Raw genomic sequence first — 26,571 nt, forward strand, 5'->3', positions numbered from 1 at the left:
GAGGAAAGCACGCAGGTTAGCTCGAGCGAGTACGCGTGGCTTGTACGATCTTGCGCCCTGGCGGCGACGCACCCTCGTCAGGCACGGCAAGCGACGCGGTCGGAATCGCGTCCTCACCCTTGCGCTCGACACTCCACGTATGAATCGGCCGATGCCCCGGCCGCTCCCATTCGGGCGGCATCCACAGGTGTTTCAGCCGCTGCAGGACGGGGCCGGGTGCGAATACGTCGCGCCACATGTCGACGAATTCGTGCAGGTTCAGCACCAGGAAGTTGTACGAACGAATCTGCTGCGTGATCCCGTAGTCGACCGGCTCCGTTTCCTCGACATACGTGCCGAACAGGCGATCGAAGATGATCAGCACGCCGCCGTAGTTCCTGTCGATGTAACGCGGGTTGCGACCGTGATGCGCACGATGGTTCGACGGCGTATCGAACACGTACTCGAACCAGCGCGGCAGCCGCCCGATCGCTTCGGTATGCACGAAGTACTGGTACGCGAGATCGACCGCGAGCAGGAACAGCACGACGGCTGGCGGGATGCCGAGCCACACCGGCGGCAGGTAGAACATGAACACGCCCACGAACGCATTCAGCAGCGACTGCCGCATCGCGGTCGTGAAGTTCATCACTTCGCCGCTGTGATGCGGCACGTGCGCGGCCCAGAACCAGCGCACGCGATGCGACATGCGATGAAACCAGTAGTAGCAGAACTCCACGACGACGAAGATCGGCACGATCGTGAAGCCGTTCACCGGCACGTCGAACACCCGGTGCCGGTAGACCCACGCGAAGATCGCTCCCGTGAAGAGGAGCCCCATCACGGTCTCGGCCATCTGATAGCCGGCGCCGAGCGACAGGTTCGCGACGATCTCCTTCCAGCGAAACGGCTCGCGGCGGCCGCGCCCGGTCATCACCGCGTATTCGATCGCGAACGCGATCAGGAAGACCGGCGTCATGCCGATCAGCAGCACCTGCTTCCAGTCCACGTCGTTACCCAGGAACGCATGGAGCCACGTCATCAACTCGGTCGGCATGTTCGCGGCCTCGATCAAGAACTGACCGGCAGTATGGTCGCGCACGGGTCGCTCCGCGTTGACACTTGCCGACGATTACTTGACACTTTCCGCCATGCCCGCCGCCTCCCCGCTATCGACGCAGCGCGTCTACTACTCGAGCACCTACGTGCGGCTGTTGTTCGACTATCTGTCCGAGCAGGGCACGGATGCCGCGCGCGTGCTCGGCGAGGCGCGGCCACCCGAGGACGATCGCGGGCTCACGCTGTATGCGAGCGCCCACTGGCGGCGCCTGCTCGAATGCGCGATGCGCGCGCTCGACGATCCGCTGCTCGGCCTGCACGTCGGCCAGCGAATCACGCCCGCCCATCTCGGTGCGCTCGGCTACGCGTTGCATGCGTGCCGCGATGCCGGCGCCGCACTCGCACGCTGGCAGCAGTACGAACACCTGATCGCGAACGTCGCGCGCATGGAAGTGCGGGTCGAGGCGACGTCGGTCGCGATCGAATGGCACGACGCGCCCGAGCCGCTCGGCCCGCTCGTCGACGAAGTCGCGCTGACGGCCATCGTCCAGTTCGCGCGCAACATCACCGGTACGCATCACGGGCCCGACGAGGTCTGCTTCGTGCATCCGTCGCCCGGCGACGAGCAACCGTACATCGACTATTTCGGCTGCCCGGTGCGATTCGGCCAGCCGGTGAACCGCCTCGCGTTTCCACTGCACCTGCTCATGCAGCCGCTGCGCCAGCCGGATGACGCGCTGCTGCAGATGATGGAACGCCAGGCGAGCGCGCTGCTTGCCGAGCTGCGGCAGACGGACGATCTCGAACAGTCGGTGCGCGAAGCCGTCGCGCGCCTGCTGACGCAAGGCGAAGCGAGCCTCGAACAGATCGCCGCCGACCTGCATGTGTCGTCGCGCACGCTGCATCGGCGCCTCGCCGAACTCGGGCTCAACTTCCGGATACTGCGCGAGGACACGCGGCGGCGGCTCGCGATCGACCACCTGAACGATCCGCGCCTGACGCTCGCGGAAGTCGCGTGGTTGCTCGGCTATTCGGAACACAGCGCCTTTACGCGCGCCTTCCGGCGCTGGACCGGCGAATCGCCGCAGCAGTGGCGCAGCCGGCAACCGGCGCGGGCCGCGAACGTCGCGCGCGGTTGAGTGCCGATGAGAGAGGCGCGCAGGCGTGTCGCCGACGAACTCGCGTCCGCCCGCGCGGTCGAACGAGCATCGCCGGAGAATCCCATGAAACGCGCTGCTGCTATCGCTGTCCTGACCCTGCTGGCCGCCTTCGGCTTGCCGGCCGCCGCCGGTGCGCCGTCCGGCAGCGCCGGGCCCGCGCCCGTTCAAGCGCAAGCAAAAAACTGCGTGCCGTCCCGCGACGCCGCGCCCGACGCCCGCTCGCCGTCGAAGGCCCCGCCGATCCGCGTATGCGTCAGCGATTCCAATACGCAACTGAACCTGCCGTGGTTCCTGACCGATGTGCTCACCGCGGTGGATACGCATCAGTCGGGCGGTGACCTGCTTCGCAAGATGCGCAACGATTTCTGAATCGCGGCCCGCGCGACGCGCCGGCCCCGCATCGTTCACGTGTCTTCCGACGCCAGCAGCACCTGGATGAACGTGCCGACCATGCCCACCCACATCGCAGCGTCGGCAATGCTGCACAGCAGCGCGAGCAATTCCTTTCGTTCACCTTTCGACAGCGGCCCATGTGCGCCGCTGATGGTGTCGTAGCGCGGCGTGCCACGCGACGCGAGCGCGCGGTCGAGTGAGTAGTCGCGGGGTTGCCCGTTCACGGCAATCCGGATCCACAGCGAGCCGCCGTCGGCTGCGGCGGCACCATCGGTCACGATGACCGTGGGCACGGCATTTTCTTTCATTCCGGACCATCAGCGAGAGACGCGACCGCACCGCGCAGCAACCGCGCGAACGCCGCCGGCAAGTCGACAAAGACAGCATCCCGAAAGAATGTTTCATTTCGAGACACAATGACAAAACAACACCAATTTTTGAATAACAATATTTCACAATCTCTCGTCACATCTTATACTTGCCGCGCACCATCCTCGTGCCAAAGAGACGGTGTTTTTTCGTCCCGGCCGCAAGACCATGCGGCCGGGGTTTTTTCGGGGGCTACGTCTATATACATGCGCCATATGCACATGTTCACAGAGGCAAGTCCCGGATTGATTGGCCGATTGCGACGGGTAGCATCGATCGCATTGTGATACCGGCACGCACGGCGCATGACCCGAACCCGGCATGACGCATGCGCGCCGTGGGTGTATCGACCGGTTCGACTCGCCTCTCCATACACACGACACCAAAGGCGACCGCGGGAATGTCAGCGTTCACGCCAGGTTCGAAGGCCGTTTTCCAGCGCAGCGGCGCATGGCCGCGGGTCGCCTTTTTCGCCGCCGTAATCGTTTGCGTGCTCGTGCCGGCATTCGCGATCGCGCTTGCCGACCGCTATGCGCGCGATACCGTCACCGAGCATGAACGCATCATCGCAAACGACATCGTGGCCTCGGTGGACCGCATCCTGGACGGTGCGCGCCTGCGGCATGTGGACGAACTGACCGCGCTCGTCGGGCGACCGTGCCCGGCGGTATTCCGTACGCTCGCCGAGATCGGCACGCGCCTGCGCTATCTGCGCGCCGTCGCGCTGGTACACGAGGGCCGTGTCATGTGCTCGTCGGCGCTGGGAGCGATCGACCTGCCGCTCGGCGCGTATACCCATGAGCCGGAACCGGGCTCGACGCTCGTCACGCTGCTGCGCCAGACGCCGTTCCAGCAAGGCATCCCGGTGCTGCCCGTGTTTTACGCGACCGCACCCGGTGCGGGTGTGCTCTACCTGATCGAAGGCGACTACGTGGCCGACGCGCTCGCGCACGGCGCCCGCTACGGGACGGAAACCGCGACGCTGTCGATCGCCGGTTCGGGCCATCTCGATCAACACGGGAAGTTCACGCCGGAGTCGGCCACGGAACCCGCGGGCGGGAGCACGATCGTGTCGCCCCGCTGGCCGTTCACGGTACAGGTTGCCGCATCCGCGCAGTATGCGTCGCAGGTCCGGCAGCACTATCGGATGATCGGCATCACGATCGTGCTGCTGGCTGACGGCCTCGTGATGGCGGCCTACCTGCTCGCGATGGCGCCGCGCCGGCTGTTGCTGAAGGCGGTGCGCAATGCACTCAGGCGCGACGAACTCCATGTCGTGTACCAGCCGATCGTCGATGTCGAAACGCGCAGGACCGTCGGCGTCGAGGCGCTGCTGCGCTGGCAGCATCCCAAGTGGGGGGCCATCAGCCCGGCCGTATTCATCCCGCAGGTCGAGTCGAGCGCGGTGCTGCCGAAAGTGACCGAATTCGTGCTGCGGACAGCCGTGTCGGAACTGTCCGCGCTGACGCCATGCGTGCCGCTGCGCATCGCAATCAACATCGCGCCGAAGGATCTCGAGCGTACGCGATTCGTATCCGTCGTCGACGAGGCGATCCGCGCGCTGCCACCCGGCTTTACGCTGGTGCTCGAAGTGACCGAGCGCATCCTGCTCGAGAAGAATGCGCGGACCACCGCGATGTTCCATGCACTGCGAGCGAAAGGCGCAAAGTTCGCGATCGACGATTTCGGCACGCATCACAGCAATCTCGACATGCTGTCGCGCTTTCCGTTCGACTACGTGAAGATCGATCGCCAGTTCGTCTCGCAACTGAACGGCGGGAGTGCCGGGTTGATCGAGGGGATCGCGTCCGTTGCGCACCACTACGACCTGAAGATCATCGCGGAAGGTGTGGAGACCGAAGTACAGCATCGCGCGCTGCATGCGGTCGGGATTCAGTATGCGCAGGGCTATCTGTATCAGCGGCCGCAGCGGGTGGAGCATTTGAAGCAGGATCGTGCGTGGGTGTCGGTGTAGCGGCGTTGCCGCCGCCCCCTGCATGCCGACGATTACTGCGCGCCGTATTGACCGTCCAGGCGCACGCGGCCCTGCTCGACCCAGCCTTCGAAGTCTTCGCCGGTCTTGCCGTTGATGTACATGATGTTGTACCAGCGCCCGTGAGACTTGTAGACGGTCACCGAATCGCCGGGAATGATGAAGGTCCGCTTCGTCATGCATTGCGCATCGGGCGCCGAGTAGAAGTACGCGCGCCCCGCGCCGATGACCGTGCCCGAAGCCGGCGGCCGGAAGTTGTCCTCCGGGCCGCTCGTTGCGGTGTTGAGCTTCGTGCAGTCCACCGCGTTTTTTGCGTACGCACCGTTCGTGCCCACGCACGCGCCGATCGCAAGCATCGCGATCGCGATGCGCTTCGTCATTTTCATCTGCATGATCCGTTATTGAGGTCGTATTGTCGTGTCGTTTTGCCGGCTCTCTACCGGCACGTGTTCAATTCTGTGCCGCCGTCGCCTGCTCGACGCCAGCCGCCTCCTGGCGATGGCCAAGCCGCCCGGAAATCGCCTGCCCTGCCTCCTTCAACAGCGCGACGTAATGCGCCTTCGTATCCGCACCGCATCGTCGGGAACGACAGCGACAATCCCGCGATCACGCGATCGAAACGGTCGAACACGGGCACCGCGAGACACAGCAGGCCATCTTCCTGCTCCTCGTTGTCCTCGCCATAGCCCTGCTGCCGCACGTGCGGCAGGATGCTCGTCACTGCTTCCGCCGACGCGAGCGTCTTCGCGGTCGACTTCCGGAACTTGACGCCGGCCAGCACTGTGCGCGCTTCGCCGGGCATCATCCACGCGAGCAGCACCTTGCCGATCGCCGTACTGTACAGCGGATTGCGCCGGCCAATACGCAACTGCATGCGCAGCCCGTAATCGGGACGGGCGATCGAGCGTGAGGGGCATGTTTGAGTGGTGCCGGTTCGAGTCCGGTCCCCGGCCCCCGCCTCCAGTCACTCAATGTTCGACGACGTAAAAGCCCCCGGAAAATCGACGCGTTCCCTGGGGTTTTGGTCGCCGGTGCTTTCGTGCACTTCGTGGCACGCTCGCGAATCCGGACGTTGGCGTGCATCCGCCGCGTGGCGCTTCAGTCGAACGTATGCACTACGGCGGACGCCTTGGTCGCGATCAGCCAGTTGCCCTCTACCTTATGCATGACGAAGTGATCGTTGAATAGCTTGTTGCCGATTCGCACCCGCACGGTAGCTGTTGAAAGGTTGTCCGATATATTCTCCGTCGACAGGATCGCTTCGTCTCTCGGCGCGCCGGTCGATCGAGGACTCTGCCTCCCGTGGATGAGTGCCGCATACTCCTGCGACGACAGCGTGCGCAACCGACCTTCATCCATCCACTGAATCATGCAGCTCGGGTGAAAGACCGTGTCGAAATCACGGCTCTTCGGCTCATAAGCCAAATTGAAATAATCGTCGATCAAAGCAACGACGGCTTGGGTCTGGGTCATGGCTGGCTTCCCTCGGTAGTGAACGGCTCGTATAGTGAGCGATCGCCCCGCCCTCGGCTACGGCGCCCCGGTTATCGCTGCCATTACAGGAACACATGGATCATGGAAGACCTCGATGGAGGGCTCGTCAGCGGCTTGCTGGTTCTCGCAGCCATCGCCGAATCCGGGAGCTTCGGCCGTGCCGCATCCCGTCTGGGCAAGACTCAGCCGGCGGTCAGTCGTGCGATCCAGCGACTGGAAGACCGCCTGCGCGCGAAGCTCGTGCATCGCACCAGCCGGCACGTCGAAGTGACGGACGCCGGCCATGAGCTGCTGTCAAAGGTGCTGCCGTTGCTCCAGGGGATTGAAAAGGCAACCGCCGGCGCCTCTCACCAGACCGCGACCGTCAACGGAACGCTTCGTGTGGCGTGCGATGCCGCATTCGCCCGCCTGGTGCTGGCGCCGGAACTCGCCCAGTTCATGAAGGATCACCCTGCGCTTCATGTGAAGCTTGAGACCCGGAACGACCTCCCGGACCTGATCAGCGACGGATTCGATCTCGCCATCCGGTTCGGACCGCCAACCGTTTCGACTTTGGTCTGTCGCAGGCTGTACAGTCCGCGGGTGCTGACCGTGGCCGCGCCGTCGTACCTGGAGCAACGCGGTCGGCCGAGGTCGCCGCAGGATCTGGTCGACGATGGCCACGAATGCATCCTGGCCATCGATCCGGCGACCGGCAGGCCCTTCGATTGGGAGTTCTGGCGTGGAAGCGAGAAAGTGAAGGTGACCGTCAGCGGGAAGCTGATGGTCACGGATGCGGGAACCAAAATCGGCGCCTGCCTTGCAGGCTACGGGATCGCTCAGGTGATCGACCTCGGAATCGACAACCACCTGCAGGTTGGCACGCTGGAGCCGGTGCTGACGGACTGGTGCGACGAGACGTTCCCGCTTTACGTCTACTATCCCAGCCGGAATCACGTGCCGGCCAAGGTACGGGCGTTCATCGACTTCGTTGTCGGGATGATGCCGGGGCTGCGGTCGAAAGGTGATGATGGTGGCGCTTGCCAGCGGCCGTCAGCGGCGGTGCTCGAAGCGCTGCGTCGCGAGTAGCCTGCTGCTTTTCCGTCGCGCGCTTGCGCCCGCCTGAAGCCGTTCCCGTCGTGCGGCCTCGAATACGTGTCGCAAGCACTGTTGCTACGGCGACGGCATGCCCTGCGGGGTTTTAACCGTGTCGCGGCTCACGGACGCGTAGAACACGCGGAACCACACCCAACAAGCCACAAAGACACAGCCAAGAACAACGATCGCCATCATTCCGGACAACACGCCCGTCCCCAGCATGCCGCCAAGCAACTGCACCGCCAGATAGAACACCACCGAGGTGGATGCCATCGCCGCGAGCGACGCGCCCAGCAGACGCCAGCCGTGCAGCCGCACGAGATCACGAGGCAGGCCGAGTCGCGCTCCCGCAAAGACCAATGCCGCGGGAATGGCAACCGCACCAACGTAGCCGAACATCATGCGCGTGAGGTCGTCGTCGAAATAGTCGAGCAACATCGGCACCGTCGTCGTCATCAAGAGCAGACATACGCTGGCGAACAGCCACGCCGCGAGGCCGGCAATGGACCGCGCTGCGCGACCTCGCGGCGCCTCGGGTAACACATCGTTGCGAAACACTCGCGTGACGAGCCGCCACGCAAACCAGGCTACGAGCGCATAAAGGGCGGCGCTCGCCGGCGCGATGAGGTTCACGATGACCGTCAGACGGGTGCCATTTCTGGCCAGACTCAGCAGCAGCACCTGGATGATGAATATCTGTGCGATCTGCCAGACCAGCAGGCATGACGCATAGCTCGCGAGCAGCCTCGCGGGGCGACGGAACGCAAGCTGATCGCGATGCTCCCCGTGCCATCGCACAATCAGATAAACCAGGCCCGTTCGAAACACCAGGTTCTGGATGAAACTGGCCAGTTGCAACGCCAGCATCTGCGTGTCTAACGAGAACCTCGTCAACTGCACGTAGAGGCTGGGCAGAAACAGCACCGTGATGATGAGCGCTGCGATGAGTGCGGCGGCGCCGGGTAATGAGATAGGCCGGGTTGTCGAGTTCATGTGGATTCCGGGGTCGATGAAGTGATCAGCCGTGCGGCGCCGTGCTTCCGGGAAGCAGTAGTCCCGTCGCGGGGTCGAGATGCCTAGCCCTCGCCATCTCGTTGACGTCGTCTTGATCGTTTTGCCACTGGAATGTGGCGTCCCACGCCAGGAGCTTTGCAGGCGGCAACGGAACGATCTTGTCGAGGTCGGGTACCTTCGGGTTGCGGCCGTCATTGGCTCGAAGAAATTTTCCAATGACGTTGTATCCGTGAACACGTTCACGATCTGCGTGAACCTCAAGATTGCTTACCGGGTCGTTCCCACCGTTTGCATCAAACGCGCTCCCAAGTAAAAGCGCCGATCGACTGCTTCCTGCCGCGACGCTCATTTGAAATCCTTCGGCAGCATCACCGAATTTCTGCAGGCGAAGGCCAGATTCAGACGTACCGCGCTCACATCAGGTAACGGACTCGCGGTATTTTCGCTCTTCGAGCAAGCTTCCAGCAGACAAGAAATCAGGAGGACGATACGCGTTCTACGCATGATTGATCGAGCCTGTTTCGCGTGGCTGCAATCGTTCGACGTCGACACGCAGCCGATCATGAACAGGTAATCTCGACCGATACGGGACCGTCCATATGCCCGATGACGGATCAGAGCATTACTGCCAAGCGGAGTATCGAGCTTGAGAAGCCGTTCCTGCCGGGCCAGCCCCGCCGTGATCGCCCCGATCATGCTGTGCGCATCCATAGCGCCTCTCTCAGAATTATGTTGTTCTTGATCGGCAATTCTACGAATGACGATTCTGTGACGTCAATCGGGTGGAATTCAAATAATTGAAAACTGTAATTACTTCTTCATCAATATGTAGACATCGAGTAATTTCGATGTTCTACCGCACTGCGCCATCCGGAGCGCCCGCCATGTCCACCGCCCTGCTGCTACGCGCAACCCGTTCACATCTGTACCCCGGCAGCATTGTGACGCTCGGCCATGACGCGCCGCGATCCGGGAAGCCGTACCCGGCCATGGTCGAGTTCGCGGATGGATCAGGCGCGACCGCGACGCTCGTCCGCATCGATGGCGACGCGCTCGAACTCGCCGTCGACGCATACGTCACGCAAAAACGGCACATGGTCGCCGCGCGACGATGGCTGCTCAAGCCGTCCAATACAACTCGCACCGAATGGCGCGTAGCGCGAAGGCTTCCGGCCGCCTGACGCCCCTTTCGCCCGGCTACCCGCACCTCGTGCTATAGCGCCATCCCGCCATCGATCGTCAGGCTCGAACCCGTCATGTATCCCGATTCCGCACTGGCGAGCCAGGACACCAGCGATGCGATCTCGTCCGCGCTGCCGGCCCGCTGCAGCGGAATCAGCGGACGGATCCGGTCGAGATGAGCGGCCGTCATGTCCGTCTCGACCGGCCCCGGCTGCACGTTGTTGACCGTGATCCCGCGCGGTGCGAGGTCGACGGCGATGCCCTTGACCATCACGGCCACCGCGGCCTTCGTCATCGAATAGACGCTCGAACCCGGATGCCCGCTGCGCACCGCCGTATTGCTGCCGATCGTGACGATGCGGCCGCCGCGCGCGAGATGCGCAGCGCCGGCCTGCACGGCCAGGAATACGCCTCTTACGTTGACAGCAAGCATCCGGTCGAGATCGTCGACGCTCACGTCGGCCACCTCTCCCAGCTTCAGGATGCCCGCATTAACCACGACGACGTCGAGCCGCCCGAAACGCTCGACTGCTTGCGCGACGGCCTGCCGGATCGCATCTGCGTCCGCGCTGTCGGCACGGATGGCCAGCGCAGCTCGGCCGTGCGCCTCGATCGCGGCCGCGGTCTCCTGCGCGCGCTCCGGCGCCGAGACATAGGTGAATGCAACATCCGCGCCGTCGGCCGCAAGCCGCCGGGCAATGGCCGCGCCGATCCCGCGCGAGCCGCCGAACACGATCGCGACCTTGCGCGCGCCGCCGGAAATGCCTGTCATGATTCGCTCCTTTATGGACTAATCAGTCAATAACACATCAAAAAAACGCCGGCTGTCGCGCCGGCGCGTCGTCCTGCCTGTATCGATTTCAGTGTGCCCTGAGCCGGTCGGCCGCAAATCCGGCCGTGGCGCGCAACGCTTGCGGCTTCGCGCCGGCGCGCGCACCCAGCTGGATCCCCTGCATCGTCGTCAGGACGAAGCTCGCGGCCTCGCGCGCATCGAGCGTACGGTCGATCTCGCCCGCACCCTGCCCTTCACGGATGCGGGCGGCGACCTGCCGGTGCAGCATCGCACCGGCCCTCTCACGCAGGCCGGCCAGTTCGGGATCGGCCGCGCCGAATTCGCAGATCGCATTGACCCCCATGCAACCGAGCACGCGCTCGGCCGCATTGGGCGCAATCACGCCGAGCAGCAGCGCCGCGACGCCCTCGAGCGCGGACGCTGGCGCCATCAGGCGCGTGACGTGGCCCGACACGCTCTCCGACTGATAGCGTTCGAGCGCTTCGACGTACAGCTTGCGCTTGTCGCCGAACGCGTTGTAGAGGCTCTGCCTGCCGATTTGCATCGCGCTCAGCAGGTCGTCAGTGGACGTCGCGGCATAGCCCTTCTCCCAGAACACGCGCAGCGCGCGCTCCAGTGCGTCGTCCCGATCGAATTCACGTGGTCTCACCATTGCGGCAGAATAGGTGTTCTGGACAGATCAGTCAATAATTCGGCACCGCTCTGCCCCTTTTTCATCTGCCGTTGCGCCGGCACAGCTTCCGCCCAAGCGCTAAAATCCGCCGCCTGGGCATCCACGACGAGCAAGCGTTTTGACGGCGTTCGAGCAGGGTTTCATCCTTACCCGCCACTGGCGGGACACCGCATCCGGCATCGAGATCGAGTTCTGGCTGGCAACCGAACACGGTCCGCGCCGCGTGCGGTTGCGCCCGCAGGAAGCCGTCGCGTTCATCCCGGCCGAGCAGCAGGCGCTTGCCGAACGCGCGCTGGCCGGCGAGCGCGAAGCCGAGTTGCGCCCGCTCGCGCTACGCGACTTCCGGCAGCGCCCGGTCGTCGGCCTCTATTGCAAGCGCTATCGCCATCTGTCCGGGCTGCAGAAGCGCCTGGCGGCCGCCGGCGTCGACGTCTATGAAGCCGACGTGCAGCCTCCCGACCGCTACGCGATGGAGCGCTTCATCACGGCCTGCGTGCAGTTTCGCGGGCAGCCCGATCGCGACGGCACGCTGACCGGCGCCGAGCTGAAAACCGCGACCGGCTATCGCCCGGCGCTGCGCTGCGTGTCGCTCGACATCGAAACGAGCGTGCACGGCGAGCTGTATTCGATCGCGCTCGAAGGCTGCGGGCAACGGCAGGTCTACATGCTCGGTCCGCCGAACGGAGCAGACAGCGACGAAGCAAATGCCATCGACTTCCGCCTCGACTACTGCGACAGCCGGCCCGCGATGCTCGCGCGGCTCAACGCATGGTTCGACGAACACGATCCCGATGCGGTGATCGGCTGGAACCTCGTGCAGTTCGACCTGCGCATCCTGCATGCGCATTCGGAGCAATACGGGATCCCGCTGAAGCTCGGGCGCGGCGGCAGCGTGCTCGACTGGCGCGCGCACGGCCAGCAGCCCGATCATTTCTTCGCGGGTGCGGCCGGCCGGCTGATCCTCGACGGCATCGACATGCTGAAATCCGCGACGTGGACCTTCCCGTCGTTCAGCCTCGAATACGTGTCGCAGGCGCTGCTCGGCGAAGGCAAGTCGATCGACAACCCGTACCAGCGGATGGACGAGATCCAGCGCCGCTTCGATCACGACAAGCCCGCACTCGCACGCTACAACCTGAAGGACTGCGAGCTGGTCACGCGCATCTTCGACAAGGCCGACCTGCTGTCCTTCGCGCTCGAACGCGCGAGCGTGACGGGCCTCGCGGCCGATCGCACCGGCGGATCGGTCGCGGCCTTCACACACCTCTACCTGCCGCGCATGCACCGGCTCGGCTATGTCGCGCCGAATCTCGGCGACGTGACGGGGCAGAACAGCCCCGGCGGCTTCGTGATGGATTCGCGCCCCGGGCTCTACGACTCCGTGCTCGTGTTCGACTACAAGAGCCTCTATCCGTCGATCATCCGCACGTTCCTGATCGATCCGGTCGGGCTGATCGAAGGGCTCGCGAATCCCGGCGACGACGCATCGGTGCCCGGCTTTCTCGGCGCACGTTTCTCGCGTACCGCGCACTGCCTGCCCGATGTCGTGCGCCGCGTATGGGAAGGCCGCGACGTTGCGAAGCGGCAGCGCAATGCCCCACTGTCGCAGGCGCTGAAGATCATCATGAATTCGTTCTACGGCGTGCTCGGCTCGACGGGCTGCCGCTTCTTCGACCCGCGCCTCGCGTCGTCGATCACGATGCGCGGCCACGAGATCATGCACCGCACGCGCGAGCTGATCGAAGCGCAGGGTTACGAAGTGATCTACGGCGATACCGATTCGACGTTCGTGTGGCTCGGCCGCGCGCACGACGACGACGAAGCCGGCGCCAAGGGCCGCGCGCTCGTCGAACACGTGAACCGCTGGTGGCAAACGCACCTGCGCGAAACCTTCGGGCTCGAGAGCGCGTTGGAGCTGCAATACGAGCGGCACTACCGCCGCTTCCTGATGCCGACCGTGCGCGGCGCGGAAGAAGGCAGCAAGAAACGCTACGCGGGCCTCGCGGCAGCGGCCGACGGTGGCGAGGACCTCGTCTTCAAGGGGCTCGAAACGGTGCGCACCGACTGGACGCCGCTCGCGCAGCAGTTCCAGCGCGAGTTGTACCGGCGCGTGTTCAGCCGCGAGCCGTACCAGGATTTCATCCGCGATACCGTGCGACGCACGCTGGCCGGCGAATTCGACGACCAGCTCGTCTACCGCAAGCGCGTGCGCCGGCCGCTACGCGAATACGAACGCAACGTGCCGCCGCACGTGCGCGCGGCGCGGATCGCCGACGAGTTCAACCAGGCGCAGGGCCGGCCGCTGCAGTATCAGCGCGGCGGCTGGATCAGCTACGTGATGACGACGGCCGGCCCCGAACCGCTCGAAACCATGCGCTCGCCGATCGACTACGCGTTCTACCTGAGCCGCCAGTTGCAGCCCGTCGCGGACGCGATCCTGCCGTTCCTGCGCGACGATTTCGAGCGCGTGATCTCCGGGCAGGGGCAGTTGTTCCAGGAGTAGCCGCACCCGGTCGGGCAAGGGAGAAACGTCGGGCCGGTTAAAATACCGCGCTGCTGCGCGTCCTGCCGCAGCCGAAGGAGATTCATCATGACCGCACGTCGCGGAACAGCGGTCGCCATCGCGCCCGGCCACGAGGCAGCCAGCCTGTCGAAAGCCCAGAAAGCGTTCAATACGCTCGTCCAGCAGATCGAGAAGCGGCGCGAGCGGCTCGGCGCGTGGGAAGCCGTGATGCCGGCCTTCCAGAAGAAATTCGTCGACGAGCTGTTGCCGCTCGAACAGACGTCGACCGCGCTGCGTATCCGGTTGCTCAATCAGCTCGACGACGCGTTTCTGCAGAAAGGATTGAGCAAGGCCGAGCAGCACACCCTGTCCGGGATGATCGCCAACATGGCGGCCGACTTGCTCGACTTCAGCGACGACGCGCAATTGAAGGCCATCCACGCACGGCACAGCGCCGCCGATCACGGCAGCAACGCAGCAGCCGAGCCGAAGCCGGAACCGAAGCCGGAATCGCCGCCCGGCGTGGCAACGGAAGACGATCTCGACGCGCTGTCGCCCGAAGAACTCATGGCGCGCATGCAGGCCGAACTCGACGAACAGTTCGAGCGCGACATGGCCGAGCACGCGGCTCGCGAGGCACAGCGCGCCAAGCGCAAGAAAGCGCCCCGCCAATCGGCCGCGCTGGCGAAGCGCGAAGCCGAGCAGGCCGAAGCGAGCCGCTCGATCCGCGAGGTCTACCGGAAGCTGGCGAGCGCGTTGCACCCCGATCGCGAGACCGATCCCCAGGAGCAGGAACGCAAGACCGTGCTGATGCAGCGGGTCAACCACGCTTATGCGAACGGCAAGCTCCTGCAACTGCTGGAGTTGCAACTGGAGATCGAGCAGATCGACCGGCACGCGATCAACGGCCTCGGCGAAGACCGGCTCGCGCGCTACAACGGCATCCTGGAAGATCAGCTTCGCGAGCTGGATCAGGAGATCCAGGACGTCGAGACCGGTTTCCGGCGGACTTACGGGATCGCGCCGTCGGTCAAGGTCGCCCCCGATACCGTCATGCGCATGCTCACGCGCGACATCGCGGGCACGCAGCGCAGCATCCACGACCTGAACCTGACGCTGCGCGAGTTCGACGATCCGGCGAACGTCAGGGAATGGCTGAAGGACATGAAGCGCCAGCGCGCATTCCCGCGTTTCGACGACTAGCGTTGTCGGGCGGGCCTGCGTCTGCCCGCCGGACATCGCGTGCATCGCCGCCCGGATGGAACGGCTGCACGCGCCTCATCCATCAGCATTCCATGCGACAAACACAAGTGAAAACCGGCCCCTCGAGCGCCGCACTTCTCCCACCGTCACGGATTCAGGAACACACTTGGACGGGAATCGGCATTTATCCGGCCGATCCGGGTTCCTAAACTTGTCTCGTTGGTTCAGCCAGCTGCCATCGCGCCGAACCGCAACGAAACTGTCTGAGGAAACCGTGAAATCCATCATCGTCACCATCGCCACCGTCGCCGCTACCGCCACCGCCCTCCTCGCCGCACCGGCCGTGTCGTACGCGCAGTCGTCGCATTCGACGCTCACGCGTGCGCAGGTACGCCAGGAATTGTTCGACCTCGAATCGGTCGGCTACGAGCCGATCGCCGGTGATGGCGACAACTATCCGGGCGACATCGTCGCCGCGCAGGAGCGCCTGGCCGCCAAGCGGCTGGCCGAGCACAAGAGCGCCGAAGCAGCCTTCGGGTCGAACGGTGCGGCCGGCACGGAGTCGGGCGCGCCCGCGGTTGCGGTGGTGAAGCCGTAACGCCGTAACGCCCTAGGGCACCGCCACGCATCGACGCAGGCGAGCGGCCGCGACATCCGGCCGCTGCACTGCGCCGCGGCCGCCCGCTCGGGCGAACCGCCGCTTCACTTCACGCCCGGTGCCCCGAGATCGGCCCCGCTTCGCCGGTCAGGTTGAAGATGCTGTCGATCCACGCCAGAAACGTCGAGAACGTGAAATCCGACCACTGCTGCGTGCGGAACGCCTTCATCACCGGCGTATCGGCCGGGTCCTGCTGGTTCAGCAAGTCTTCGACGAAGGTGCCGATATCCGCGTCGATGCCGTTCTCGTGGATCCCCGACCCGGTGAAGCTGACCGCCGTCACCTGGTGGTTGTCGATGAAGTCGTTGCGCGCCCACGGCATGAAGTAGCCGAAGTTCGGCAGCGGGTTCAGCGTCTGCTTCAGCCCGTCCAGCTCCTGGTCGAACATCGCGAGCGACAGCGTATCCTTCGTCGCGTCGTCGGGCGCCGCGATCACGGCCGGCACGAACGCGCGATAGTGATACGCGGCGATGATCTTGTCGCGCTGGTAGCTCGAGAAGCCGAAGCGGTCGTGCGGGAATGTCGCCGACAGCGCCGCATACGCGCTCCCCATGTTGCCCGGATCGAAATGGCTGGTCAGCCGGCTGTTCACGGTGATCATCCCGTCGGGGCCCGTCATCCCCCACTCGGTGCGCACGCGGTCGTACAGGCCGACCGACGGATGCGTGGCCGCGTCCGCATCGAACGGCGTGTTGAAGACCGTGCCGGCGTCGTCGAGCAGCGAACTATGCGCCTGCGGCTGCAGCGTATTGCGCAGCGTCGCGTAATTCGCGAGCGTGCCGTAGCCGCCCGCGCTCATCCCGTACACGAGCAGCCGGTTCGGCTTGCCGAAGCCGTGCGACGTCAGCCACTGCGCGACGGCCTGGATGTTCTTCAGCCCGCTGTAGTGCTGCAATCGCCAGTCGCCGCTCGGCGACGTGTAGTTGCGCACCGCGCTGCCCATGTGGATATCTCCGGTGCAATAGGGCACGAAAACCTGTGTCCACTGCTGAGTCTCGACCTTCGGTTCGCCGACGAGAATATGCGCGAGATCCATCCGCGTGAGCAGCGGCGACAGGAACGACGACAACAGGCTCTGGTTCGCGGTGCCGTTCATGTAGTTGCGCGGAATGCCGTCCGGGTTGAAGCCGCCGAGGCCGGCCTCGGCGCCAGTCGACGTCTGCGTGCAGGTGCCGTAATCCCAGCACGCGCCGCCCGGCTCCATCATGTACAGCAGGTTGTCCGACTGCGCGCGATTGATGTAGAAGCGCATCGGCGTGCCGTTGCCGCACGATGCACCGGTGCTTTCCGGCAACGTCACTTCGTACCACGAATAATAAGGAATCGACGGATCCGGCATCGTCGTATCGGCTGCGTGGCCGTTCAGTGCCGCGCAACCGAGCAGCGTGGCAACGGCCGCGCGCAGCAGGCTTCGTGCTGTGGACATCTCCCCTCCTTGTCGATGGACATGACGCGGCCGCCGGGCTCGATCCCGGCGTCGCGAATTCGGCGCTCAATGCGCGCCGGACGATGACGCGCCGTCGAACAGCTGGGTGCGCAACGCCTGCAGGCGCTGCGCGATGACGGCTTGTTGCTGGTCGGGATCGGGAATGCTCGCCTGCACCTGCCGGACGACGTCGCGGCTCTGCTGTTCGTACGCGAGATAGCGCGGATCCTGCGCGGGCGACGGGCCGACCGTCTGCTGCGCATAGGCGTCCCATTGCGCACGCATCGACCGGATCGCCGCGCCGCGCGTCGCGGGGTCGGCTTCGGTATCGGTCAGCAGCGCCGCGCTGAGCGCTTCAGCCTGCACCGGCACGATCTCGTTGCGCGCGACATGGTCGGGGAGTTCGTCGAGAATCCGGCGCGCGAGTGCGGCGCGCTCGGCTTGCGGCATGCTGTTGCGGCGATCCCCATACGCGGCGACCTCGTCGCGAAAGCGCGCGAACGCGACGATGCGCTTCACTTCGGCATCCGCATCGGGGCGCGGCGCGAGGCTGCGGCGCAGCGCGTCGACGTCGAGCCGCCGCTCCTCGGGGCCGGGCATCGCGGCACCGGTGCCGAACGTATCGGCCGCGCCTGGCTGCGCGCTCGTCGTCGTGGCCGTGGTGTCGGACGACGCGGCTTGCGCCGGTGTCGCCGCTTCATATCGCCAGACTGCAACGACGGTCACGCCAATCGCCGCGATCGCGCCCGTGCGCCGCCAGAGTGCCCTGTTGTTCTTCACGTCGCCTCCTCGTCACGTCATGCCGTTCTTCGCCGGTGCATCCGCGAGTAGGTTCTAGGTCGAATCCGGCATCCAGTCAAAAGCGGCGCTAGAACGCACGCACTAGACCTGCTCGCGGGGGCCACGTCCCGCAAGACGTTTGAAACGCATTTCGTGATCGTTCGGCCAGGCGCGCCATGTCGCGCACCACGCCCGTCCGGCGGCGGTTCGCGCCAACACTCGCCATGTGCGCCGCGACATCAAGCAAGCAGCGATCCAGCCGCGCGGCGCACGACGGTCACGCAATCGCGTGGCCGATACGGATGGCCGGATAAGACCCGTCGAACGACCCGCTGAGCGCTTGGTCGTCATTTTGGCCGGCCCTATGCTGGTTTCCGACACGCGCCGAACGGTCGGCGCGCCCCCTACCCAGCCGAGCCCGTTCCATGAGCCGTGCAGACCTTCCGCATCGCGCACCCGCCGCCGTCCACGACTATCCGACCTATCGCGACGCGCTCGCGGGCCGCCGGCTACCTGCCGCCTTCGTCGACCTCGACTGCCTCGACGCGAACCTTGCCGACCTGAAGCGCCGCGCACGCGGCCTGCCGATCCGGCTCGCGACGAAGTCGGTGCGCTCGCGCGAACTGATCGGCGCGGTGCTGGCCGCCGGCCCCTTCATGCAGGGGCTGCTGTGCTACGCGGCAGCGGAAGCCGCATGGCTCGCGGACGGCGGGTTCGACGACGTCGTCGTCGCGTATCCGACCGTCGAGCCCGACGACCTGCGCGCGGTGGCCGCCCAGCTCAGGCGCGGCCGCTCGATCACGCTGATGGTCGACGACGCGGCGCAGGTCGACGCAATCGACCGCGTCGCACACGCGGAGTGCGTGACGATCCCGCTCGCGATCGATCTCGACATGTCGTCCGCGTATCCGGGCCTGTACTTCGGCATGTACCGCTCGCCGGTGCGCGACGTGGCCGGCGCACTCGCGCTCGCGAACCGCATCGGCGAGCGGCAGCACGTGCGGCTCGACGGGTTGATGGGCTACGAAGGGCAGATCGCCGGCGTGGCTGATACCGAGCCCGGCAACGGCGCGCGCAACGCGCTGGTGCGTCACCTGAAGCGCCGCTCGGCGCGCGAGATCAACGCGCGCCGAGCGGCGGCCGTGCGGGCGCTCGCGGCGGCGGGCCACACGTTGCGCTTCGTGAACGGCGGCGGCACCGGCAGTATTGAAAGCACGCTCGGCGACGCGTCGGTCACCGAGCTTGCGGCCGGCTCCGGCCTCTACGCACCCGCGCTGTTCGACCACTACGCGGCGTTTCATGCGCAGCCGGCCGCCGGTTTCGCGCTGCCGGTCGTGCGGATTCCGCAGCCGGGCATCGTGACCTGCTCGGGCGGCGGCTATATCGCATCGGGCCCGGCCGGCAAGAGCCGCCTGCCGCGGCCGTGGCTGCCGGCCGGCTGCACGCTGATCGACAACGAAGGCGCGGGCGAAGTGCAGACGCCCGTGCGTGTGCCGCGCGGCGTCGCACCGGCGATCGGCGATCCGATCCTGTTCCGCCACGCAAAGGCCGGCGAGCTGTGCGAACGCTTCAACTCGCTGCTGCTGATCCGCGGCGGCCGCGTGGTCGGCGAGGCGCCCACCTACCGCGGCGAAGGCAAGAGCTTTTTCTAGCGGGCCGCGCGGCCCGTCGCTCAAACCGATCAACCTGTTCAATCCATTCAAACGACAACCACGGAGACAATGCCATGTGGCGCAACTGGTCGGGATATGTCTGCAGTCCTGATGCAACCGTGTCGACGCCTGCGTCGCCCGCCGGCCTCGCGGCAGTGCTGCGCGACGCGGCCGCCGCCGGCGCCACCGTGCGTGCGGCCGGGGCCGGCCATTCGTTCTCGCCGCTCGTGCAGACCGACGACGTGATCCTGTCGCTCGACGCGATGCAGGGCGTGATCGACGTCGACCGCGACCGGCGTGTCGCGCGCGTGCATGCCGGCACGCGGCTGTGGGCGCTGGGCCCGGCGCTCGCCGCGCACGGATTCGCGATGGAGAACCTCGGTGACATCAACGTGCAGTCGATCGCCGGCGCGACCAGCACCGGCACGCACGGCACCGGCATCACGCTCGGCAATCTGTCGACGCAGATCGACAGCCTGACCTTCATGTGCGCGGACGGCAGCGAGATCCGCGCGAGCGCCGACGCGCATCCCGACCTGTTCGCAGGCGGCCGGATCGGGCTCGGCGCGCTCGGCGTGCTGACCGAGATCGGCCTGCGCCTCGTGCCCGCGTTCAAGCTGCGCCTCGAGCGCGGCGGCATGCGGCTCGACGACTGCCTCGCGCAGGCGGACGCGCTGATCGCGAAGCACCGCTCGTTCGAGTTCTACTGGTTCCCGCATACGGACACCGTGCTGACCAAGGCCTGGAACATGACCGACGAGCCGGCCGACTCGGTGCACTGGGCGAGCCGCGCGTCCGAGTCGTTCCTCGAGAACACGGTGTTCGGCGCGCTGTGCGGGCTCGGCCGGCGCGTGCCGTCGCTGTGCCCGGCGCTGAGCCGGTTGTGCGCATCGACGGTGTCGGCCGGCCGGCACGTGGATGCGAGCTACGCGATGCTGTCGACGGTGCGCCGCGTGCGCTTCAACGAAATGGAATGGTCGGTGCCCGCCGAGCGCGGCGCCGACGCACTGCGCGAGATCCGCGCGTTCATCGCGCGCCGCAGCTTCCCGCTGATGTTCCCGATCGAATACCGCTGGGTGCGCGGCGACGACATCTGGCTGAGCCCCGACTACGGGCGCGACAGCGTGCGCATCTCGGTGCACCAGTATCGCGGGATGCCGTTCGACGCGTACTTCTCGGGCGTGCAGGCGATCTGCCGCAATCACGGCGGGCGGCCGCACTGGGGCAAAGTGCATGCGATGAAGGCCGCCGAGCTGGCGGCGTGCTATCCGCACTGGGACGATTTCCTCGCGCTGCGCGAACGGATGGACCCGCACGGCCGCTTCCTCACGCCGTACCTGCGCACGCTGTTCGGCCTGCCGCAACATGCAGGCGCAAGCGTAGCCTCACCCGCCCGCGCCACGCCGGCTCGCCGAGGGACACACCCGATGCACGAAGCGGCGGGCGTCGTACACGATCAGCCGCGATCCAACCAGGAGGCTTCATGAGCACCGCCACCCTGCATGTCGCCGCGCAGTCGCGCCCCGATCCGTCGACCGGCGCCGTCGTCCGCCTTGCGCTCGCGTTCGCGGCGGCCACCAACGGCCTGATCCTGTCGCCGTTCCTCGTCGCGGCCGTGATGACGCGCTTCCGGCTCGACGAAGGCACCGCGACCGCGCTCGTCAGCGCCGAGATCCTCGGCATCGCGATCAGTTGCGCGCTGCTGTCGCACCGGATCGCGCGCGCCGCCGGGCCGTTCACGCTGGCCGGCCTCGTCGGCACGATCGCCGGGCAGGCGCTCAGCGCGGCCGCGCCCGGGATCGTGTCCGCGGCGCTCGCGCGCGGGATGACGGGGCTGTTCGAAGGGATGCTGTTCGTCGTCGTCGCGTCCGGCGTGTCGCAGCGCGCGTCGACCGACCGCCTGTGGGGGCAGATCAACCTGCTCGCGGGCATCATCAACGGCGGCATCCTCGTGCTGATCTCCGCGCTGCCGGCCGGCTGGCTCGGGCACTGGGTGTTCGCGCTGCTGGCGGCCGTCGTCGCCGCGCTGGCGCCGGCGATCCGCGGTATCGACGCGTTCGCGAGCGCACCCGCGCTAACCCACGTGCGCGCCGGCACGCTGCCGTGGCGGCCGGTGATCGCGATCTGGGTCGTGACGGCGCTCGTCTACGGCGTGCAGGCATCGCAATGGGCGATCGCCGGCTTCGTCGGCGAGCGTGCCGGGCTGTCGCCGACGACGATCGGCGTGCTGCTGTCGGTGTCGTCGCTGCTCGGCTTCGTCGGCGCGGCGATTCCGTCGCATCCGGCCAGCCACAAGCACCGCCTCGCGCTGATCTGGGCCGCACAGCTCGCGATGATCGCGTCGATCGAATGGTTCTTCAGCGCGCGCGGCGGCAGCGCGTACTTCCTGAGCCAGTTCGTGCTGAACAGCGCGTTCTTCGTGATCGTGCCGTTCCTCACCGGGATGTTGTCCGACGTCGACCCGGACGGCTCGCTGGTCGCGCGCACGCTCGTCGTCACGTTCTTCGCGGCCGGCATCGGCACCGCGCTGTCGGGCGCGCTGCTCGGCCGCTTCGGCGGCTCGCGCGTCGCTCACGTGCTGTGCGTGGCCGTGCTGGCCGCCGCCCCGTTCGTGCGGCTCGCGCTGCGCCGCGCGGCGCCCGGTGCGGTGGCGCGCGCGTCGCCGTCGCCCTGACCGCAGTGCGTCATGCCGTGGCCGCGCCGCACCACGAGAATGGCCGCCGCAGCCTTGGCCCGCGCAAATCTGGCTTTCACCATTCGTTTCGGGCGGTACGAACCGTCCATCCCCAGCTCGATGCGGAGTACACAACAATGAATCGTCACGATAGCGTTCGCGCCGCGTGCTGCGCGATGTTGGCCCTGGCCGGTACCGGCGCGCACGCGCAAAGCAACGTGACGCTGTATGGCGTGATCGATGCGGGCATCCGCTACGAAACGCACGGCGTGTCGTACGGCGCCGACGGCACGCCGGTGTCGACGGGCCGCAAGATCTCGATGGCCGACGGCGGCGGCCTGACGGAAAGCTACTGGGGCCTCAAGGGGCAGGAGGATCTCGGCGGCGGGCTGTCCGCGCAGTTCAACGTGGAAAGCCACTTCGGCCCGAACAGCGGCGCGATCGTGCCGGCCGGCTCGCCGAACTTCTTCGAGGTCGCGTACGTGGGGCTGACGTCGACGTCGCTCGGCCAGCTCGCACTCGGCCGGCAGTACAACGTGCCGTTCGAGATGGTGTCGCTGACCTACGGCTCGAACCTGTGGGCCGGCACGCAGGATCCGTACTTCAACCTGTTCAAGCCCGAGCAGACGATGCTCGCGGGCTCGCGCACCAGCAACATGATCCAGTACGGCGCGCAGCTCGGCAGCCTGTACCTGCTCGCGCAGTATGCGCCGGGCGGCCACGCGGGCGGCGGCGTGCTGGGCGGCCAGGCCGGCGCGGCGATCGCGTATGCGCCGGACAAGGGGCCGTTCACGGTCGGCGCATCGTTCATGCGCAGCTGGGACGACGTCACGCACGCGAAATTCGACATCTATGGCGGCGGCGGCTCCGTCACGCTCGGCAACGCGACCGTCAACGCCGGCTATATCGAGAACGCGCGCGACAACGACTTCACGTCGTTCGAGAACGGCCCGTTCAGCCCGACCGATCTTGCCGCGCTCGGCATCATCTCGCCCGCGCAGGCGGTCGACCCGTCGACGCCCGGCGGGTTCCGGCGCCGCAAGATGGCGCTCGCGGGGCTGACCTACCGGTTCACGTCGGCGTTCACGGCCGCCGTCAACGCGTGGTGGACCACGCAGTCCGGCTACACGCCGGACTTCGACGGCCGCGCGCGGCAATTCCAGGTGATCGCCGGCTACAGCCTGTCGAAACGCAGCATGCTCTACGCGGAAGTCGACTACGCGATCTATCGCGGCGGCCTGATCGGCGCGCAGCTGGTCGGCATCAATGGACAGGCGCCGAGCACGAGCACCACGCAGCTCGGCGCGACGGTCGGCCTGCGCCACTACTTCTGACGCCGGGCCGCGCGGGATGTGGGCAATCGCGGCACGGGCGGCACCGCGTTTCCGGCCGGGCGGGACGAGTACAATCCATGGAAAAAAATACGGAGCATCCATGGACGAACCCGACCGTTATACGACGGCGAATCTGCCGGTCCATCTGTTGCGGTGCCTCGCGGAGACAAGCAAGGAACTGGGCATCGACCCCACACGGCTGTGCCTCGGGCTCGGCTTCGACGTCGCGGACCTGTCGAATCCGTCGTGCCGGATTTCCTTGCGCCAGGCGAGCACGATGATCCGCCGCGCGCTCGACATGGCGCCGGGGCGGGCGCTCGGCCTCGAACTCGGCACGAGCGAGACGATTGCGTCGATCGGGCTGGTCGGCTATGCGATGCTGACGAGCCCGACGCTGAAGGACGCAATCGCGGTCGGGATGGAACTGCAGCGCCACACGGGGCCGCTGTTGCGCTTCGACGTGACGTCGGATGCGCGCACGCTGTCGATCCGCGCGACCAATGTCTTCCTCGAACCCGACATCGAGGCGTTCCTCGTCGAGGAAGCATTCGGCAGCTTCATGAAGATCGGGCGCTCGCTCGTCGGCCCCGCGTTCCAGCCGAAGGGCGTCGATCTCAGCTACCCGCCGCCGGCCTATGCGGAGCAGTACGCACGCGTGTTCCCGTGCCCGGTGCGGTTCGAACAGGAGCAGAACCTGTTCTCGTGCGACGCGGCGCTCGGCAACCGCCCGATCGCGACCCACGATCCGCTCGCGCATCGCCAGGCGCTCGAATTCCTGCAGGACGCGCTGCCGCCCGAACCCGAAGGCACCGAATTTCTCGAATCGATCGAACGGATCATGCGGCGCGACCTGCGCCATGCGCCGTCGCTCGCCGAGATCGCCGCGCAGCTGTGCATGAGCGAGCGCACGCTCCGGCGGCGGCTCGCCGATCAGGGCGTGTCATATCAGACGGTGATCGATACGATCCGCAGGAAGCGCGCGTTCACGCTGCTGAGCAACCCGCGGCTGTCGATCGAGGATGTCGCGCACGAAGTCGGCTTCAGCGACGCGCACAACTTCCGGCGCGCGTTCAAGCGGTGGACGGGGCACGGGCCGAGAGAGGGGCAGCGCACGGCATCGTGACGGGCGCGCCTTCGACCGGAACGGGCGGCGGCGCCGCGCCGCTGCCGGATCGCCCCCGTTGGCGCGCCCCGCACGCGCATCACTGCGCGTCGCCGATCCCGCCCATCAGCGTCATCAGTTGCTCGCGCAGCCACCGGCTGCCCTGATCCTGATCGGCGCTGCGATGCCAGTAGCAGAAGTATTCGAGGCCCGGCATCTCGAACGGCAGTTCGAGAATGCGTGCCGGATAGCGCTGCAGCAGCCGCAGCGGCGCGGTCAGCGCGAGATCGCTGCGCATCGCGATCAGCGGCGCGACCATGTAGTGCTGTACGCGCATCTGGATGGTGCGGCGCAGCCCGAGGCGCGTCAGCTCCGCATCGACGTGCCCGCTGCCCTTGCGGCGGCTCGACACGTGGATGTGCCCCAGCGCAAGGTAGTCGTCCATGGTGAGCGTGTCGCCCGTGAACGGATGATCGTCGCGGATCATGCACGCATAGCGGTCGCGCACGAGCAGCGCCTGGTGCAGATGCGGATCGCCGATCAGCGGCGCATCGATCGCGATGTCGACGGAGCCGTTCGCGAGCGCGGTCGCGACTTCGCGGCGGTCCATCGTGTAGCTGCGCACGTGCATGCCGGGCGCATGCGTCTGCAGCAGTTCGCCGAGCGCGGGCAACAGCAGCGCCTCGGTCAGGTCGCTCATGCTCATCCGGAACACGCGCGTGGACGACGCCGGATCGAACACATCGCCTTCGTGCGCGCTCGAGTCGAGCAGCTGCATCGCCTCGCGCACGCGGCCGACGATGTTCTCGGCCAGCGGCGTCGGCATCATCCCGGCCGGCGTGCTGACGAACAGCGGATCGTTCAGGGTCTTGCGCAGCCGCGCCAGCGCGTTGCTGACGGCCGGCTGCGTGATGTTCAGCACCTCGGCCGCGCGGGTCAGGTTGCGCTTGGTGTAGATCGCGTCGAATACGACGAACAGGTTCAGGTCAATCTTCGAAAGGCGCATCGCCGGATCTCCTTGCCGGCATCTTACGGCGTGCGCCTCCCGTTCGTCCACGGCCCTGCGCATCGTGACGCGATGCTCAGCCGCGCAGCGGCGGCGTCAGGTACGCGGCCGTCGCACCCGGCTCGCCGTCCTTGATTTCCATGCGCGCGATCGCCTGCAGGTGCACCTCGTCCGGGCCGTCGGCGAAGCGCAGCGCGCGGCCCCAGGTCCAGTGATCGGCGAGCGGCGTATCGGGGCTCAACCCCGCCGCGCCGAACACCTGCATCGCGCGGTCGCACACGTCCGTGTACACGGTCGGCACCAGCGCCTTGATCATCGAGATTTCCTTGCGGGCGGCCTTCGCGCCGACCTTGTCGATCATCCATGCGGCCTTCAGCACGAGCAGACGCGCCTGCTCGATCTCGATGCGCGAGCGCGCGATCCATTCGCCGACCGTGCCGTGCTTGTTCAGCGGCTTGCCGAACGCGACGCGCGACTGCGCGCGATCGATCATCAGCTCCAGCGCCAACTCGGCCGCGCCGATCGAGCGCATGCAGTGGTGGATGCGGCCCGGCCCGAGGCGGGCCTGCGCGAGCGCGAAGCCGCTGCCCTCCTCGCCGAGCAGGTTGCTCGCCGGCACGCGCACGTTGTCGAACGTGATCTCGCAGTGCCCTTCCGGCGCGTGGTGATTGACCACCGTGATGTTGCGCACGATCGTCACGCCCGGCGTGTCGCGCGGCACGAGGATCATGCTCTGCTGCTGGTGCGACGCGGCCTCGGGATCGGTCTTGCCCATCACGATGAAGATCTTGCAGTTCGGATGCGCGGCGTTCGTGATGAACCACTTGCGGCCGTTGATCACGTACTCGTCGCCCACGCGCTCGATGCGCGTCGTGATGTTCGTCGCATCCGACGACGCCACATCCGGCTCCGTCATCGCGAACGCCGAGCGGATCTCGCCGCGCAGCAGCGGCTTCAGCCACTGTTCGCGCTGCTCGGGCGTCGCGAACATGTGCAGCAGTTCCATGTTGCCGGTGTCCGGCGCGTTGCAGTTGAACACTTCCGACG

General features: G+C 66.5%; 26 protein-coding genes and 1 pseudogene. 13 read left to right on the forward strand and 14 right to left on the reverse strand.

Annotated elements, in window-relative coordinates; all coding sequences use genetic code 11:
• Positions 1–16: 16 nt before the first annotated feature.
• A complete protein-coding gene (locus FFS49_RS33420; protein ID WP_105817654.1) occupies positions 17–1,036 on the reverse strand; it encodes a sterol desaturase family protein in 1,020 nt (339 codons plus the stop codon).
• Positions 1,037–1,130: 94 nt separating this feature from the next.
• Here FFS49_RS33420 and FFS49_RS33425 point away from each other — a divergent pair, with 94 nt between their 5' ends.
• Positions 1,131–2,177: an AraC family transcriptional regulator gene (locus tag FFS49_RS33425; protein WP_105817625.1), complete on the forward strand. Its 1,047-nt coding sequence runs from the start codon at positions 1,131–1,133 to the stop codon at positions 2,175–2,177.
• Positions 2,178–2,261: 84 nt separating this feature from the next.
• Positions 2,262–2,567, forward strand: coding sequence for a hypothetical protein (locus FFS49_RS33430; protein ID WP_105817626.1), 306 nt, complete (start codon positions 2,262–2,264; stop codon positions 2,565–2,567).
• 35 nt (positions 2,568–2,602) lie between these two features.
• Here FFS49_RS33430 and FFS49_RS33435 read toward each other — a convergent pair whose 3' ends face one another.
• Positions 2,603–2,899 (reverse strand): hypothetical protein, encoded by a 297-nt coding sequence (locus FFS49_RS33435; RefSeq protein ID WP_071333417.1) that lies wholly within the window; start codon positions 2,897–2,899, stop codon positions 2,603–2,605.
• A gap of 461 nt (positions 2,900–3,360) precedes the next feature.
• On the opposite strand from FFS49_RS33435, the gene FFS49_RS33440 reads away from it, so the two are divergent.
• A complete protein-coding gene (locus FFS49_RS33440) occupies positions 3,361–4,935 on the forward strand; it encodes an EAL domain-containing protein (protein WP_105817627.1) in 1,575 nt (524 codons plus the stop codon).
• A 32-nt stretch (positions 4,936–4,967) separates the two neighbouring features.
• Here FFS49_RS33440 and FFS49_RS33445 read toward each other — a convergent pair whose 3' ends face one another.
• From FFS49_RS33445 to FFS49_RS33455, 3 genes and pseudogenes are all read right to left on the reverse strand, one after another.
• Positions 4,968–5,339, reverse strand: a complete 372-nt coding sequence (locus FFS49_RS33445; protein WP_105817655.1) for a hypothetical protein — start codon at positions 5,337–5,339, stop codon at positions 4,968–4,970.
• A 64-nt stretch (positions 5,340–5,403) separates the two neighbouring features.
• Positions 5,404–5,842 (reverse strand): annotated as a pseudogene (locus tag FFS49_RS33450) (IclR family transcriptional regulator C-terminal domain-containing protein); the annotation flags it as partial.
• A 209-nt stretch (positions 5,843–6,051) separates the two neighbouring features.
• The gene (locus FFS49_RS33455) at positions 6,052–6,426 is read right to left on the reverse strand and encodes a nuclear transport factor 2 family protein (protein ID WP_039344299.1); all 375 of its coding nucleotides are present in this window, start codon (positions 6,424–6,426) and stop codon (positions 6,052–6,054) included.
• Between the two features lie 102 nt (positions 6,427–6,528).
• On the opposite strand from FFS49_RS33455, the gene FFS49_RS33460 reads away from it, so the two are divergent.
• Entirely contained in the window at positions 6,529–7,515 is a 987-nt protein-coding gene (locus tag FFS49_RS33460) for a LysR family transcriptional regulator (protein ID WP_105817628.1), read from the forward strand.
• Positions 7,516–7,599: 84 nt separating this feature from the next.
• Here the strand turns inward: FFS49_RS33460 and FFS49_RS33465 are convergent, their stop codons facing one another.
• Genes FFS49_RS33465 through FFS49_RS33475 form a run of 3 tightly spaced genes read right to left on the reverse strand, consistent with a single transcriptional unit; the run spans position 7,600 to position 9,249 of the window.
• Positions 7,600–8,517: a hypothetical protein gene (locus FFS49_RS33465; RefSeq protein WP_105817629.1), complete on the reverse strand. Its 918-nt coding sequence runs from the start codon at positions 8,515–8,517 to the stop codon at positions 7,600–7,602.
• Positions 8,518–8,542: 25 nt separating this feature from the next.
• A complete protein-coding gene (locus FFS49_RS33470; protein ID WP_137910118.1) occupies positions 8,543–8,887 on the reverse strand; it encodes a DUF6396 domain-containing protein in 345 nt (114 codons plus the stop codon).
• Positions 8,884–9,249: a hypothetical protein gene (locus tag FFS49_RS33475; protein WP_105817631.1), complete on the reverse strand. Its 366-nt coding sequence runs from the start codon at positions 9,247–9,249 to the stop codon at positions 8,884–8,886. Before FFS49_RS33475 ends, FFS49_RS33470 begins: the two co-directional genes overlap by 4 nt.
• 173 nt (positions 9,250–9,422) lie before the next feature.
• On the opposite strand from FFS49_RS33475, the gene FFS49_RS33480 reads away from it, so the two are divergent.
• Complete coding sequence (locus FFS49_RS33480; protein ID WP_105817632.1) at positions 9,423–9,719, forward strand: hypothetical protein; 297 nt, start codon at positions 9,423–9,425, stop codon at positions 9,717–9,719.
• Between the two features lie 32 nt (positions 9,720–9,751).
• Here FFS49_RS33480 and FFS49_RS33485 read toward each other — a convergent pair whose 3' ends face one another.
• Positions 9,752–10,492, reverse strand: coding sequence for a 3-oxoacyl-ACP reductase family protein (locus FFS49_RS33485; protein WP_105817633.1), 741 nt, complete (start codon positions 10,490–10,492; stop codon positions 9,752–9,754).
• Positions 10,493–10,580: 88 nt separating this feature from the next.
• Positions 10,581–11,165, reverse strand: coding sequence for a TetR/AcrR family transcriptional regulator (locus FFS49_RS33490; RefSeq protein WP_105817634.1), 585 nt, complete (start codon positions 11,163–11,165; stop codon positions 10,581–10,583).
• 139 nt (positions 11,166–11,304) lie between these two features.
• Between FFS49_RS33490 and FFS49_RS33495 the strand changes: the two genes are divergently transcribed.
• The 3 genes from FFS49_RS33495 (at position 11,305) to FFS49_RS33505 (ending at position 15,490) form a co-directional block, all read left to right on the forward strand.
• On the forward strand, positions 11,305–13,689 hold the full coding sequence (locus FFS49_RS33495) for a DNA polymerase II (RefSeq protein ID WP_105817635.1): 2,385 nt from the start codon (positions 11,305–11,307) through the stop codon (positions 13,687–13,689).
• An 87-nt stretch (positions 13,690–13,776) separates the two neighbouring features.
• On the forward strand, positions 13,777–14,892 hold the full coding sequence (locus tag FFS49_RS33500) for a J domain-containing protein (protein ID WP_105817636.1): 1,116 nt from the start codon (positions 13,777–13,779) through the stop codon (positions 14,890–14,892).
• A gap of 274 nt (positions 14,893–15,166) precedes the next feature.
• A complete protein-coding gene (locus FFS49_RS33505; RefSeq protein ID WP_105817637.1) occupies positions 15,167–15,490 on the forward strand; it encodes a DUF4148 domain-containing protein in 324 nt (107 codons plus the stop codon).
• Positions 15,491–15,599: 109 nt separating this feature from the next.
• Here the strand turns inward: FFS49_RS33505 and FFS49_RS33510 are convergent, their stop codons facing one another.
• Together FFS49_RS33510 and plcR are read right to left on the reverse strand one after the other, a co-directional pair.
• On the reverse strand, positions 15,600–16,976 hold the full coding sequence (locus FFS49_RS33510) for a pectin acetylesterase-family hydrolase (protein ID WP_105817638.1): 1,377 nt from the start codon (positions 16,974–16,976) through the stop codon (positions 15,600–15,602).
• Between the two features lie 66 nt (positions 16,977–17,042).
• Positions 17,043–17,756 carry a phospholipase C accessory protein PlcR gene (gene plcR / locus FFS49_RS33515; protein WP_105817639.1) on the reverse strand — a complete coding sequence of 238 codons (714 nt, stop codon included), beginning with the start codon at positions 17,754–17,756 and terminating at the stop codon, positions 17,043–17,045.
• A 425-nt stretch (positions 17,757–18,181) separates the two neighbouring features.
• Between plcR and FFS49_RS33520 the strand changes: the two genes are divergently transcribed.
• The 5 genes from FFS49_RS33520 to FFS49_RS33540 all read left to right on the forward strand — a co-directional run bounded on the left by FFS49_RS33520 (position 18,182) and on the right by FFS49_RS33540 (position 24,539).
• A complete protein-coding gene (locus FFS49_RS33520; protein WP_137910117.1) occupies positions 18,182–19,408 on the forward strand; it encodes an amino acid deaminase/aldolase in 1,227 nt (408 codons plus the stop codon).
• Between the two features lie 74 nt (positions 19,409–19,482).
• Complete coding sequence (locus tag FFS49_RS33525; RefSeq protein WP_105817641.1) at positions 19,483–20,895, forward strand: D-arabinono-1,4-lactone oxidase; 1,413 nt, start codon at positions 19,483–19,485, stop codon at positions 20,893–20,895.
• Positions 20,892–22,082 carry an MFS transporter gene (locus FFS49_RS33530; protein WP_105817642.1) on the forward strand — a complete coding sequence of 397 codons (1,191 nt, stop codon included), beginning with the start codon at positions 20,892–20,894 and terminating at the stop codon, positions 22,080–22,082. The genes FFS49_RS33525 and FFS49_RS33530 overlap by 4 nt, the downstream gene beginning before the upstream one ends.
• Before the next feature lie 137 nt (positions 22,083–22,219).
• Positions 22,220–23,416, forward strand: a complete 1,197-nt coding sequence (locus tag FFS49_RS33535; protein ID WP_071333430.1) for a porin — start codon at positions 22,220–22,222, stop codon at positions 23,414–23,416.
• A 100-nt stretch (positions 23,417–23,516) separates the two neighbouring features.
• The gene (locus FFS49_RS33540) at positions 23,517–24,539 is read left to right on the forward strand and encodes an AraC family transcriptional regulator (RefSeq protein WP_071333431.1); all 1,023 of its coding nucleotides are present in this window, start codon (positions 23,517–23,519) and stop codon (positions 24,537–24,539) included.
• 79 nt (positions 24,540–24,618) lie between these two features.
• Here FFS49_RS33540 and FFS49_RS33545 read toward each other — a convergent pair whose 3' ends face one another.
• Both FFS49_RS33545 and FFS49_RS33550 read right to left on the reverse strand, forming a co-directional pair.
• Complete coding sequence (locus FFS49_RS33545; protein ID WP_071333432.1) at positions 24,619–25,524, reverse strand: LysR family transcriptional regulator; 906 nt, start codon at positions 25,522–25,524, stop codon at positions 24,619–24,621.
• 76 nt (positions 25,525–25,600) lie between these two features.
• A partial coding sequence (locus tag FFS49_RS33550) for an acyl-CoA dehydrogenase family protein (RefSeq protein ID WP_137951042.1) occupies positions 25,601–26,571 on the reverse strand: 971 nt, incomplete at its 5' end.

The sequence above is a fragment of the Burkholderia sp. 4NA327C6 genome (assembly GCF_005502655.1).
Classification (GTDB): Bacteria; Pseudomonadota; Gammaproteobacteria; order Burkholderiales; family Burkholderiaceae; genus Burkholderia; species Burkholderia contaminans.